We start from the raw sequence: 13,132 nt of genomic DNA on the forward strand, positions 1-13,132 counted from the left end.
AGAGGTGAAAAGTTTACTCCTCCACTCTGTCCAACTCAACCTTCAAATTATCAATAATAAATTCCTGCCTATCAGGGGTGTTTTTCCCCATATAAAACGAAAGCAATTCCTCAATACTCATCGATTTATCAAGCATTACAGGGTCTAAACGAATGTCGTTCCCTATAAAATGCACAAACTCATCTGGTGATATTTCCCCCAAACCTTTAAAGCGGGTGATTTCTGGCTTTGGTTTTAGTTTTTCTATGGCGTTTACTCTTTCTTCTTCGGAATAGCAATAAATGGTCTCCTTTTTATTACGAACACGAAATAGCGGCGTTTGCAAAATATACAAATGGCCTTCCTTTATCAATTCAGGAAAAAACTGAAGGAAAAACGTAATTAACAACAAACGAATGTGCATTCCATCCACATCAGCATCCGTAGCAATTACAATGTTATTGTACCGCAAATCTTCCATCGAATCCTCAATATTCAACGCAGCTTGCAAAAGATTGAATTCCTCGTTTTCGTAAACTATTTTTTTGGTCATTCCGTAGGTGTTCAAAGGCTTCCCACGAAGTGAAAAAACGGCTTGTGTATTAACATCACGGCTTTTGGTTATACTTCCACTCGCAGAATCTCCCTCGGTAATAAAAAGGGTCGATTCCAAATTTCTTTCGTTTTTAATATCGGCCAAATGCACACGGCAATCGCGTAATTTTTTATTGTGAAGATTTGCTTTTTTAGCACGGTCTTTTGCAAGTTTTCGAATACCGCTTAATTCTTTACGCTCACGCTCTGCTTGAACAATTTTACGCTGTATAGCATCCGCAGCCTCTGGATTTTTATGTAGATAATTATCCAACTGCGTTTTTAAGAAATCATTTATAAACGTTCGCACTGTTGGCAAATCGCCGCCCATATCTGTAGAACCGAGTTTTGTTTTCGTTTGGCTTTCAAAAACGGGTTCCATCACTTTTATACTGATTGCAGAAACGATTGACTTTCGCACATCGCTTGCATCGTAATTTTTATTGTAAAATTCTCTAACAGTTTTCACTAATGCTTCGCGAAAAGCGGCTAAATGCGTTCCACCCTGCGTGGTGTTTTGACCGTTTACAAAACTGTGATATTCTTCGCTATATTGGGTTTTACTGTGTGTTATGGCAACTTCAATATCTTCGCCGCGAAGATGAATTATCGGGTATGCCATATCTTCATCACTGATGGTTTCCATCAAAAGATCTTTCAGACCATTTTCTGAATAAAACTTTTCGCCGTTGAAGTCTATCGTCAATCCCGGATTGAGATAGACGTAGTTTTTCAGCATTTTTTGCACATATTCCGTGCGATACTTGAAGTTTTTGAAAATACTATCATCTGGAACAAAAACTACCTTGGTTCCTTTTCGCTTAGTGCTTTCTTCTATTGCGGAATCATTTGTGAGTTCGCCTTGCGAAAATTCGGCAACTTTCAATTGGTTTTCGCGAATGGATTCCACTTTAAAAAATGAGGAAAGCGCATTCACGGCTTTGGTACCAACGCCATTCAAACCCACAGATTTTTTGAAGGCGCGGCTGTCGTACTTTCCGCCCGTGTTCATTTTTGAAACTACGTCTATCACTTTTCCCAGCGGAATTCCGCGACCGTAATCGCGTACTTTTACTTCTTTATCCTTTATGCGGACTTCGATGGTCTTTCCGGCGCCCATTACAAATTCGTCAATACAGTTGTCAATAACCTCTTTTAGAAGGATATAGATGCCATCGTCGGGCGAAGAACCGTCACCAAGTTTCCCAATATACATGCCCGGACGCATACGGATGTGTTCTTTCCAGTCGAGCGAGCGTATATTGTCTTCGGTGTATTGTGTTTCGGCCATGATAATTTATGTAGGGTTGCTAATATAAATATACGCTAGCACTTGTGAAACCGATACTTTGGAAAGTAATTAACAATAAATTATATCAAATTGTTAACTTTTAATTTTACAGCCAATAACGTAAAAGCCAATGTTTGATATAAATGCTTTCAATAATTGGTATTTTCATACAAGGAAATAAAAACCCCCAATTGAGAGAACTTTTGTTTTAATGTCCATGAATCCATTATGATATCCAAGGTTTTTTCCTCCATAAAATTTTCTACATTACTAACAATTATGTATTTGTTTTTACTCAAATCTTTATTTGGTAAAGCGAACTTTTCACTGTTATTGCTAGGGTTGAAAAAATCTTCTGAATTCCAGCTTAAATAGGTTGCAACTTCATTTTTCGGGATGTTATTTGCGTCTATATAATTTCGCATCTTTTTTTCCATTGGAAAATAATTAAGATACGCATAGGAGCTATCCCAAGCCTGGGCAATCTTTGGGGGATAAATCCAAAAATGTCCGGTGATCAAAGCAATGCAGGCCAAAGGGATAAGCCATTTTTTAATTTTGGTCTGCATATTTTTATCATATAAAAGATTGACAAATAAAATCATTACAAAAATATAGGCAACCATCATATAACGAGGGCCCGAAGGATTACTGAATGGAGCGATTCCAAAGAAAAGCACAATCATAAAAATCAGTAACATCAAAAAAGTTTTATGGGTTGCCGTATTAAATTTTACGGTGGGTTTTCGATATTTCCAAAGTAGAAAAAGTAAGGGAACAACAATAAAAATCCTCCCAAAATCCAAATAGAATTTTATATGTGCAAACACATTTCTAATTATGTGCTGGCCTGTTGCCACTTCTCTATGTGGTGCGTAATTAGTTTGCTTCGTAATAATGGCCCAGCCAATTTCGCTATACTGATAAAGGGCAAAAAGGGAAAATAATACTCCGCCAATCAAATATGCAGAAAGTAATTTTTTACTGTTTTTTATATAATTGTTTTTATTTAATATGAAATGACAAAGGGCTATTGCAATAAATATATACACGCCGCGCAAATTTGTCAATAGCACCCCTGCTAACGCCAAGGTCAGTAAAAGAGCTTTATTTCTCAACAAAGCGTTGCAGGCCATTAATGTGAAAAACATCAGCAACATGTCATTATTCAAATTGGTGGTCTGTGCCAGCAAGGTGGGTTCCAAACAGATAAAAAAGAAAAGAAAAAGCGGAACATTTTCCGCAAATAGTGATTTTACCAATCTAAATAGCTGGTAAAAAACGCCAATATTCACAAGCAGCAGCAGCAATCTTGATGCCCACAACGTTTTTCCCAAAACCTTCCAAGTTAGCGCCAAGCTTGTGATCCATAGTGGCGGATGGCCAGAATTCATATACCCCGGAACAATAAGGCTGCTAAAGTTATTTTCGTAAATCCAACTTGCGCGCCATCCCTTGGTTAATGCATCCCAAAAAAAAGGGGTGTTTATGGTTAGAAAAAATTCTATTATTAAAAATAAAATTACGGGTATAAGATACTTTGCGTCCGCTGAGGAAAATTTATTCTTTATAGTTCTTAAACCACTCATCCAAAGGGTATCAGTATTGTGTGTCAGTCATAAAAATTTACTGTACTTTGGCTAATATAAATATAGGGGAGCACTTGCGAAACCAATACTTCTGAAAGTAATTAACAATAATTCTTCAAGTTTTGTTAAGAACAATTAGTCAGTGTTAATTTCGATTTGCCTGTATTCAATATATTGAAAAACAAAATCAATTCAATTTTTAAAATGAAACGAATCCATCAAATTTCCGGTCTGCTACTTGTTTTCATATTATTTACATCGTGTAACTATTTACAACCCAATAAAGAGGAAAATCTTTCTTTGGAAAAGGATTTTAAAACCGTTAAAATAAAGGGGAAATACCAGATGTCCATTCCTAATTATATGAAGCAGACAAACCAGTTAAATGACGAAGCTTCGCTGCAATACAACAATCTTTTTAAGGAAACTTATGTAATTGTAATTGACGAAAGCAAGGAACAGTTTGTTTCAGCAATAAATGAAGCAGGAATTAATGAATTTTCCCAATCTACTATAGAAAGCTACCGAGACATACAAATGCAACTTTTAAGAGAGAACATTAATATCAGTAACGAAAAAATTTCTGAAAAAAAGACCTTTAACGGGATGAACAGTGAACAGGTTGCATTTGTCGGGAAGATTTCAGGCGTAGATGATGAAATATCCTATATTTTGACATTTATTGAAGGCGAAAATGATCTTTATATGATTATGGGCTGGACCTTAAATAAATATTCAAAAAAATATACAAACACTTTCCTGCAAATCGCAGACTCCTTTAAAGAACTATAAAATGCGCTATCTAATTGAAAAGCCAAGGAATTTATTAACCAAAAATAAAGGCAACTACTAAACTTTTCCCAAGAATGAGCTTTGTCATTGACTTGTTGAATTTCTTTTTATAATTTCATAGCACAAACAAAAAGCTTAAATGGAATTTATAGATTACTACAAGGTACTTGGGCTGAACAAAAACGCAACGGCGGCTGAAATAAAGAAAGCATACCGAAAGCTGGCGCGAAAACTACATCCAGATTTAAACCCGAACGATAAAACGGCACAACAGAAATTCCAACAACTCAATGAAGCCAACGAAGTATTGAGCGATCCCGAAAAGCGCAAAAAATATGACGAATACGGAAAGGATTGGCAACATGCTGATGCTTTTGAAAAAGCCAAACAACAACAAGGCTCCCAAGGTTTTGGCGGTGGTTTTGGAGGACAAAGAACATATTCCGGCGGTGGTGAGGGTTTTGATGAAAGTCAATTTTCAGACTTTTTTGAATCCATGTTTGGCGGGGGCGGCTTTAGTCGCGGCAGTGGACGTAGGCAGACCGCACAGTTCAAAGGACAGGATGTGAACGCAACGCTACGGTTGAATTTGACTGATGTGCTTACTAGCCAAAAACAAACCATCAGTATTGGCGAGAAAAAAATCAGGCTTAGCATTCCAGCTGGAGTTGAAGACGGACAGACAATAAAAATAAAGGGCTACGGTGGCGAAGGAATGAACGGCGGGCCGAAAGGTGATCTCTTTATCACTTTCGAAATATTCAACAATACTCAATTTAAAAGGCTGGAAAGTGATATTTATTCCACCGAGGAAATTTCGCTTTATACCGCACTATTGGGAGGCGAAATAACTGTTGAAACGCTTACGGGAAAGGTGAAACTAAACGTAAAACCAGAAACCCAAAACGACACGAAAGTAAAACTGAAAGGCAAAGGTTTGCCAAAATACAAAAAGGAAGACCAGCACGGCGATCTCTATATTACCTATAAAATTGTGCTTCCAAAAAACCTTTCAGAAAAAGAAAAGGAACTATTTACGCAACTCTCAAAACTTAGATAATGGCACGGGAAAAATATATATTGGTAAGTCACTACTGCAAACACGCGCAAATTGAGGATTCATTTTTGAAAAACCTTCACGAATATGGTTTAGTGACTTTTGAGAAAAAGGAAAATGATGTTTTTATTGATGAAAAGGATATTTCGGAAATAGAAAAAATGTTTCGCCTCCACACCGACTTAGGAATTAATTTTGAAGGCCTTGACGCAATAAAACAGATGCTTAAACGAATGAAAAAAATGGAGAAACAATTGGATTTATTACAAAAGAAGTTAGGATTTTACCAAACAAATTGAGTCCAAAATCACTTTATTTTTTATTTTAAATAAAAGTTAAAGCACATTTCCTGTAAAGCTTAACTATATATCTTAGCATTTATGAAAAAAACCATCTCCCTTTTAGCGATACTATTCGCAATACATACATACGCACAAGACAGTTTAAATGTCACAAAAATAAATTATAATTTCAATACCGGTTTAACGGCTTCGCAGGATACAATCCCTCAGGATAATAATTATTCGTCACTTTCCAATCAATCTAAAAATACATCAACAAATTCCCCAAGCACCTCTTTTTCAGGAAATATTCAAAATAAATCTGTTGACAAAAGTACCTCTCCCTATGAATGGAAGTGGGTACGCGACGGAATTTGGACTGGTGTAGGGATAGGTGCCAGTGCTTATGGCTTGATTTTGATAAAAAACAAGGATGATTTACCCTTAGCGGAAAGAGATAAATTTTTGGATCCTGTAAAACTACAGGAAGAAATAGACAACCTTCCGTTTTTAGATAAATGGGTTGCTGGAAATCATTCGGAAAACGCAAATAGCATAAGCGACATCCCTTTTGCTCTTTCATTTGCCGCACCTTTTGCGTTTCTTTTTGACGCTGAAATTAATGATCACACAGGGCAGTATATTGGCCTTTATATTGAAAGCTTAGCCACGACCGCAGCTATTTATACCATTACCGCTGGTTTGGTGGACAGAAGCCGCCCCTATGTTTATGACAACAGTGGGGATACTACTGACGATAGGCGTTTCAAAAATAATGGTCAACGCTCGTTTTATTCAGGTCATGTTGCGGCAACGGCAACCGCTACTTTTTTTGCAGCAAAGGCGTATAGCGATTTTAACCCCGATGCAAACGGAAAAGTTTTCATTTGGGGCGGGGCAGCCGTTCTACCGGCAGCCGTTGGCGTATTCAGAATGGAAGCTGGCCAGCACTTTTTAACTGACGTACTCTTGGGATATGTACTGGGTGCGGGAACGGGAATTTTAGTGCCCGAACTGCATAAAAGAAAAAACGAAAATATAGATATTTACCCCAGTTCTGGAACAAGTTTTAACGGAGACAGTTATAACGGAATGGCGTTTAGATATACATTTTAAGTTTATACCTTCAAGGAAAGAATGCAGAAAAAATCCCGCTTATAGCGGGATTTTTTTTAAACATTAAAACGGAAGTGCATCACATCACCATCCTTAACAATGTATTCCTTCCCTTCTACCCCCATCTTTCCGGCTTCCTTTACTTTTGCTTCGCTTCCGTAGGTTACGTAGTCGTCATATTTTATTACTTCGGCGCGAATAAAACCTTTTTCAAAATCTGTATGGATTACTCCCGCAGCCTGTGGCGCAGTAGCCCCAACTGGAATAGTCCAAGCGCGAACTTCTTTCACGCCAGCGGTAAAGTAAGTTTGTAGTTTCAAAAGCTTATAGGCACTGCGAATCAATTTTGCTGAACCAGCTTCATCAAGACCTAAATCTTCCAAAAACATTTGGCGTTCTTCAAAAGTTTCCAGTTCCGTAATATCTGCTTCCGTTCCCACGGCAAGCACCAAAACTTCTGCATTTTCACCCGCAACGGCTTGCTTCACTTTTTCAACATAGGCATTCCCAGTTGCAGCAGCTCCTTCATCAACATTGCAAACGTACATTACAGGTTTGTCAGTAATGAATTGTGCATTTACAATGAATTCTTCCCGTTCACTTTCGGATAAATCTATTGCGCGAACGGAAATTCCAGCCTCCAAACCTGATTTCACTTTCAACAAAGCAGCTTCTTCTTTTTGGGCGTCTTTATTTCCGGTGCGGGCGGCTCGCTTTACTTTTTCAAGTTTTTTGTCAACCGTTTCCAAATCTTTTAATTGAAGTTCAATATCAATCGTTTCCTTATCTCGAATTGGGTTTACGCTGCCGTCAACATGCACAATATTGTCATTGTCAAAACAACGCAAAACGTGAAGAATCGCATCGGTTTCACGAATATTGCTCAAAAACTGGTTACCCAAGCCTTCTCCTTTACTTGCGCCTTTTACCAATCCTGCTATATCAACTATTTCAACAGTTGCAGGAAGCACACGTTCTGGTTTTACCAATTCTTCCAATTTTAACAAACGTTTGTCCGGAACATTCACTACCCCAACGTTGGGCTCAATCGTACAAAAAGGGAAATTGGCACTCTGCGCCTTTGCGTTGCTCAAACAATTGAAAAGTGTGGATTTTCCCACGTTTGGCAATCCTACAATACCTGCTTTCATTAAATATATTTTTAGTGTAAACCTTTTAACAATTGGTTTTGGTTTACGAGGGTGCAAATATACATCTTCAAAGCAAATTTTTCATAATTGATTTAAAATGCTTTTTAGAAAAAATTTGGGTTTTATTTCACTAAAAATTCACAGGAATTTAACGACAATAGCCCTAAGTTTACAATTGAAACAATAAATAACCAATAATTATGAAACGTATTTTAATGAGTATTGCAATTGTTGCCTTTACAATAACGGCAACCCAAGCACAGGTAAATAAAACTGTAAAAGAAGAATCTACAGTAAAACGTGTTGTTACAAAAGAAGGTAGCGATGTAAAAATAAAAGAAATTAAAAACACCGATACCGAAAGTGGAGCTGTAATTGTTGAAGGCAATGACAAAACAAATCAAGAATTTAGCGAAGCAACACGAAAAGATTCAGACAATAAAGTGATTGTTGACGATGTGGTTGTTGACAAACAAAACGAAGCAATGATTGCTGAAAAGAAAGCGCAACAAGAGGCACAGCTTGAAGCTTCCAAAAGAGAACAAGAAGCACTGGCCGCAAAAAAGAAAATGGAATATGAGGCAAAACAAGCACAGATGCAAAAAGAGCTTGCCGAAAGAAGAGCGCAACTAGAGTCAAGACCAAAAGGAATGGCAAAATTGAAAAAGGATTAAATCTCTTTTAATTTTTAAAAAAACGCTCCAATTTTATTGGGGCGTTTTTTTTATAATAGTGTATCCAACGCTTTTTTGTAAACACTGTAACTATCTAAATTGTGGTGGGTTCCTCCGGAAATTGTTATAAAATTGAGTTTTTCCTTGGTTTGGATTTTTGAGAGTTTTTCACTGTTTTTATAGTTTACTACAGAATCATCGGTACCGTGAAAAATTGTAATTGGGCAGGAAACATCTTTTAAATACTGATACGTTGGAAAGTGAAATTTTAAAAACCAACTAACAGGGTAGATTGGAAAACGGTCCGCGGCCACTTTGTCCAAACTATAAAAAGGGGCTTCGAGAATAAGTTGTTTTGGATGGTTTTTTGCAGCAACAAAAGTAGCAAAAGTAGTCCCCAGAGATCTTCCATAAATAGATATTTCATCTTCTGAATAACTTTTCAGCAGATAATCATAAAACAATTGGGCGTCGCTATACAACACATCTTGGCTTAGTTTCCCCGTACTTTTTCCGTAGGTTCTATAATCCATTACCAAAACATCGTAATCCAATTCCACAAATTTTTGGACCACAATCCCCCAACGGGAAAGCTCGCCAGCGTTTCCGTGGAAATAGAGCACTACGCCTTTTGGATTTTCAACTTTAAAATGAAGCGCATTCAGTTTTGCGCCATCTTCAGTTTCTAAATTGATTTCTTGAAAATTTTCTGAAAACGAATACAAATAATCCTGCGGAAGCGAATCTGGCATAAAAATCATTTTTTCCTGTAGAAAATAAAGGCCGATGAAAATGATAACATACAACGAAGCGAGAACAATTAAGAATTTTTTGAGTCTTCGTTTCATTTCTTAGCAGTATGTTTTACGCCAATGCTGGTGGTGGAAAAATCTATTTTCTCTGCTTTTGATTTAATGATTTCCGTCAAAATTTTGTGATAGGATTCAAAGTTATTCAAATTTTTATGGCCACCACCAATAATGGGGTGAAGACGCGTAAGTTTTTGGTTTACCTGCGAAAGTTTCACGCTGCTGCCAAAAGGTATTAGCTTGTCCTTTGTTCCATGAATGATGTGGATTGGGCATTTCACATATTTCAACCATTTATAGGTCGGCATTGGGTATTTCAAAATAATGGAAAGCGGCATAAACGGCATATAACGTCCGGTTACTTTCGTCAAACTATAATATGGTGCGTCCAAAATAAGCATTTTTGGGTTGTTCATTGAAGCCAGTTTTGTGGCAAAACCCGAACCTAGGGAACGTCCGTAAATAATAATATATTTTTCACTTACCTTTTCCCGAATTTCATTATAGATAAATTGCAAATCATGTTTTATGGCTTTTTGTGAGCGTTTGCCCGTACTTTTTCCAAAACCTCGGTAATCTACCATTATTACATCGTAATTGTTCCGCGTGAAATCTACCGCAAACTTGCCCCAACCCTTTATACTTTTCGAATTCCCCTTTAAATAAAGCACAACGCCCAATGGTTTTTCAACGCTGAAATGCAATCCATTAATTATCGCGCCATCGCGGGTTTCCAGATTGTATTCTGAAACGGATTGGTTTTCGTAATAAAAGTTGAAGTCCTTCGGAAGTTTTTCAGGCTTGAACAAAAAGTAATCTTGTAAATAATAGAGCAAGACGCTCACTATTATATAAGCGCCAATTATTAGAATTAAAACATGCAGCCACAGTGGCATAAGTTCCGTTTCCTATAAATGTACAAAATTAAGGCCTTGCTATTTTTACTTTTTAAAAGTTATGTACAAAGCCTTGTTTATAAATTGCAAATAAATTCGATTAAAGGATGAATTAAAAACTTAACTTTAACAAATAACTAACATAAAAAACAACAACCAATGAAGAAAATTACACTTTTATTATTTTTTGTTTGCGGAATTGCTTTTTCGCAAACCACGGTTACTGGAACGGTAACGGATGCCTCAGGAATACCGCTTTCCTTCGTGAATGTGCTGGAAAAAGGTACAACAAACGGAACCACAACCTCGATAGATGGAACTTTTTCGCTTCAGGTAAATGATAATGCAACCCTAAGCATTAGTTATGTGGGCTTCAACACCCAAGAAGTCGAAGTGAATGGACAAACAAATATTCAAGTAACACTTGCAGAAGGTGAATCTCTGGAAGATGTTATGCTTGTAGGTTCCCGTAGCCCAAAAAGAACTGCAGTAAACACTGCGGTGCCTATTGATGTGATTGATGTTGAAACCACAACCTTACAGGTTGGAAAAGTTGAAATAAACGAACTTTTGCAGTATGCAGCTCCTTCTTTCAACGCCAGCAAACAATCAGGCTCAGATGGTGCAGACCATATTGATCCTGCTTCGCTCCGCGGTTTGGGGCCCGACCAAACTTTGGTCTTGATAAATGGCAAAAGAAGGCACCAATCGTCATTGATAAACGTTTTTGGAACTCGCGGCCGTGGAAATACGGGTACTGATTTGAACGCGATACCAGCAACTTCCATCAAACGCATTGAGGTTTTACGTGACGGTGCTTCAGCGCAATACGGAAGTGATGCAATTGCAGGGGTTATCAACATTGTACTTAAGGATAATGTTGATGAATTATCGGGAAGCGTTTCCTATGGCGCCTATAGCACCAATGCAGATGTTGATACTAGCGCATTTACAGAAGATGCTTACGGTCTTTGGAATACTGATGGTTATAGACTTGATACCGAAAAAGATGGAAATGCAATAGGAAAGGATCAGAATTTTGATGGCGGCTCTTTAAAATTTGGTGCTAACTACGGATTTGCTATTGGAAAGAAAGGCGGTTTCGCAAATTTCACAACGGAATATATCAACAAAAACAAGACCTTACGCCCTACTTTCGATTTCAGAAAAGGATTTGGCGAGGCTGCCATTGAAGGTTTCAATTTAATGGGAAATGTTGGAATTCCAGTTGGTGAAAAAACCGAAGTTTATGCCTTCGGAGGAAGAAACTATAGAGATACCGATGCGTATGCTTTCACCAGAAATGGCGGAAATCGTGTTGTAGAGTCAATTTTTCCCAACGGTTATACGCCACGCATTACTTCAATAATTACGGATAATTCTGTAGTTGCAGGTGTTAAAACCGAAACAGATTCTGGCTGGAAAGTGGATATTAGTAATGCCTATGGAATTAACAATTTTCATTATTACATTAAAGGAACTTTAAATGCTTCCTTGGTAGATCTTTCACCAACAGAGTTTGACGCAGGTGGCCATTCATTATCACAAAACACAGTAAATTTGGATTTTTCAAAATATTATGACGACGTTTTAAGTGGAATGAACATCGCCTTCGGTGCAGAATACAGAACGGAAAATTTTATAATTTTCGCAGGGGAAGAAGGTTCCTACGCAACTTATGACGTGAACGGCGTTCCCGTAAATGCAAATACTCCAGAAGAAGATATCGTTATTTACCGCGATGGCGACGGAAACCCAATTTTGGACGGTGATGGAAACCAAATTTTAAGACCGGGTGGCTCGCAGGGGTTCCCAGGTTATGGACCATCAAATGAGGTGGACAGAAGCAGATCAAACGTTTCAGTATATGCTGATGGGGAATTTGATTTAAGCGAGGCCTTTTTAATAAGTGCTGCTGGACGTTTTGAAAATTACAGCGATTTTGGAAGTACTATCAACGGAAAACTTGCAATGCGATTTAAGGCTACAGAAAACATAAATGTTCGAGGTTCCGTAAGTACTGGTTTTAGAGCTCCATCTTTGGCTCAGCTTTATTACAACCTACGTTTCACCAACTTTATTGGCGGTGTGGCAAGCGATCAATTGTTATCCCCAAACAACAGCCCCGTTACGGCTTCTTTTGGAATTGGCCCTTTAAAGGAAGAAAAATCCACTAATGCCGGTTTGGGTTTCACTGCAAACTTTTCAAAATTCACGGCAACTGCAGATCTTTATTACATAGACGTTCGCGATAGAATTGTTTTAACTGGAAATTTTCCTGCGCCGCAAATTGAAAATGTGGATTCCGCACAATTCTTTGCAAACGGTGTGGATACAGAAACTACAGGTCTTGATGTGGTTTTGACCTATAAAGACAACTTTAATGACAATATTATTGGTGTGTCGCTTTTGGCGAATTTCAATAATATGGTAATCAAAGATGTGAAAAATGGAAATCTGGATGAGCAAACATTTTTTGGGGAACGCGACAAGGCATTTTTATTGGCTTCCGCGCCCGAAAGTAAATTGGTTGGAAACCTTACCTATGAAAGAAATTGGTTAAGCGCCGGTGTAACCGTAACACGTTTCAGCGAAGTTGAGCTTTTGGATTTTCAAATGTTCGAAGATCCTGCGGATTATGGTGGGTTCGAAAGTCAAATTGTTGCGGCAACCGATACCTATACCGCAAAATTTGTAACCGATTTAAATCTTGGTTTTAAAGTTTCTGAAAATATAAAACTCAATGTGGGCTCCAATAACCTTTTTAATATTTATCCAGATCAGCAGGACGATTGGACTGAAGGCGGCGGATATTGGGATTCAGTACAAATGGGCTTTGGTGGGGCATTCTATTATGCTAGGATAAACTACAATTTCTAAGAATAACTTTTTTATTAAGAATT

The 13,132-nt window shown here is 37.7% G+C and carries 11 protein-coding genes; 6 read left to right on the forward strand and 5 right to left on the reverse strand.

Annotated features, from left to right (window positions below; genetic code table 11):
* Window positions 1-13 precede the first annotated feature (13 nt).
* Window positions 14-1,864, reverse strand: coding sequence for a DNA topoisomerase IV subunit B (locus tag A7A78_RS01095; protein WP_068760386.1), 1,851 nt, complete (start codon window positions 1,862-1,864; stop codon window positions 14-16).
* A 149-nt stretch (window positions 1,865-2,013) separates the two neighbouring features.
* A complete protein-coding gene (locus A7A78_RS01100) occupies window positions 2,014-3,453 on the reverse strand; it encodes a glycosyltransferase family 39 protein (RefSeq protein WP_068760388.1) in 1,440 nt (479 codons plus the stop codon).
* Window positions 3,454-3,657: 204 nt separating this feature from the next.
* On the opposite strand from A7A78_RS01100, the gene A7A78_RS01105 reads away from it, so the two are divergent.
* The 4 genes from A7A78_RS01105 (at window position 3,658) to A7A78_RS01120 (ending at window position 6,699) form a co-directional block, all read left to right on the forward strand.
* Window positions 3,658-4,245 (forward strand): hypothetical protein, encoded by a 588-nt coding sequence (locus tag A7A78_RS01105; RefSeq protein WP_131811080.1) that lies wholly within the window; start codon window positions 3,658-3,660, stop codon window positions 4,243-4,245.
* 139 nt (window positions 4,246-4,384) lie between these two features.
* Entirely contained in the window at window positions 4,385-5,305 is a 921-nt protein-coding gene (locus tag A7A78_RS01110) for a DnaJ C-terminal domain-containing protein (protein ID WP_068760392.1), read from the forward strand.
* Complete coding sequence (locus A7A78_RS01115) at window positions 5,305-5,601, forward strand: chaperone modulator CbpM (protein WP_068760394.1); 297 nt, start codon at window positions 5,305-5,307, stop codon at window positions 5,599-5,601. The genes A7A78_RS01110 and A7A78_RS01115 overlap by 1 nt, the downstream gene beginning before the upstream one ends.
* Before the next feature lie 81 nt (window positions 5,602-5,682).
* On the forward strand, window positions 5,683-6,699 hold the full coding sequence (locus A7A78_RS01120) for a phosphatase PAP2 family protein (RefSeq protein ID WP_094745992.1): 1,017 nt from the start codon (window positions 5,683-5,685) through the stop codon (window positions 6,697-6,699).
* A 56-nt stretch (window positions 6,700-6,755) separates the two neighbouring features.
* Here the strand turns inward: A7A78_RS01120 and ychF are convergent, their stop codons facing one another.
* The gene (gene ychF / locus A7A78_RS01125) at window positions 6,756-7,850 is read right to left on the reverse strand and encodes a redox-regulated ATPase YchF (protein ID WP_068760396.1); all 1,095 of its coding nucleotides are present in this window, start codon (window positions 7,848-7,850) and stop codon (window positions 6,756-6,758) included.
* A 200-nt stretch (window positions 7,851-8,050) separates the two neighbouring features.
* Here ychF and A7A78_RS01130 point away from each other — a divergent pair, with 200 nt between their 5' ends.
* Window positions 8,051-8,524 carry a hypothetical protein gene (locus A7A78_RS01130; protein ID WP_068760398.1) on the forward strand — a complete coding sequence of 158 codons (474 nt, stop codon included), beginning with the start codon at window positions 8,051-8,053 and terminating at the stop codon, window positions 8,522-8,524.
* 50 nt (window positions 8,525-8,574) lie between these two features.
* Here A7A78_RS01130 and A7A78_RS01135 read toward each other — a convergent pair whose 3' ends face one another.
* Window positions 8,575-9,372 carry an alpha/beta hydrolase gene (locus A7A78_RS01135; protein ID WP_068760400.1) on the reverse strand — a complete coding sequence of 266 codons (798 nt, stop codon included), beginning with the start codon at window positions 9,370-9,372 and terminating at the stop codon, window positions 8,575-8,577.
* Entirely contained in the window at window positions 9,369-10,229 is an 861-nt protein-coding gene (locus tag A7A78_RS01140; protein ID WP_068760402.1) for an alpha/beta hydrolase, read from the reverse strand. Before A7A78_RS01140 ends, A7A78_RS01135 begins: the two co-directional genes overlap by 4 nt.
* 159 nt (window positions 10,230-10,388) lie before the next feature.
* Here A7A78_RS01140 and A7A78_RS01145 point away from each other — a divergent pair, with 159 nt between their 5' ends.
* The gene (locus tag A7A78_RS01145; protein ID WP_068760403.1) at window positions 10,389-13,109 is read left to right on the forward strand and encodes a TonB-dependent receptor; all 2,721 of its coding nucleotides are present in this window, start codon (window positions 10,389-10,391) and stop codon (window positions 13,107-13,109) included.
* The last annotated feature ends 23 nt before the right edge of the window (window positions 13,110-13,132 follow it).

It is taken from the genome of Aequorivita soesokkakensis (genome assembly GCF_001641085.1).
GTDB classification, from domain to species: Bacteria; Bacteroidota; Bacteroidia; order Flavobacteriales; family Flavobacteriaceae; genus Aequorivita; species Aequorivita soesokkakensis.

Bases quoted from the DNA above. Each gene is read 5' to 3' on its own strand.
- A7A78_RS01130 (WP_068760398.1), top strand. From the start codon at position 8,051: ATGAAACGTATTTTAATGAGTATTGCAATTGTTGCCTTTACAATAACG.
- A7A78_RS01120 (WP_094745992.1), top strand. From the start codon at position 5,683: ATGAAAAAAACCATCTCCCTTTTAGCGATACTATTCGCAATACATACA.
- A7A78_RS01115 (WP_068760394.1), top strand. From the start codon at position 5,305: ATGGCACGGGAAAAATATATATTGGTAAGTCACTACTGCAAACACGCG.
- A7A78_RS01105 (WP_131811080.1), top strand. From the start codon at position 3,658: ATGAAACGAATCCATCAAATTTCCGGTCTGCTACTTGTTTTCATATTA.
- A7A78_RS01110 (WP_068760392.1), top strand. From the start codon at position 4,385: ATGGAATTTATAGATTACTACAAGGTACTTGGGCTGAACAAAAACGCA.
- A7A78_RS01140 (WP_068760402.1), bottom strand. From the start codon at position 10,229: ATGCCACTGTGGCTGCATGTTTTAATTCTAATAATTGGCGCTTATATA.
- A7A78_RS01145 (WP_068760403.1), top strand. From the start codon at position 10,389: ATGAAGAAAATTACACTTTTATTATTTTTTGTTTGCGGAATTGCTTTT.
- ychF (WP_068760396.1), bottom strand. From the start codon at position 7,850: ATGAAAGCAGGTATTGTAGGATTGCCAAACGTGGGAAAATCCACACTT.
- A7A78_RS01095 (WP_068760386.1), bottom strand. From the start codon at position 1,864: ATGGCCGAAACACAATACACCGAAGACAATATACGCTCGCTCGACTGG.
- A7A78_RS01100 (WP_068760388.1), bottom strand. From the start codon at position 3,453: ATGAGTGGTTTAAGAACTATAAAGAATAAATTTTCCTCAGCGGACGCA.
- A7A78_RS01135 (WP_068760400.1), bottom strand. From the start codon at position 9,372: ATGAAACGAAGACTCAAAAAATTCTTAATTGTTCTCGCTTCGTTGTAT.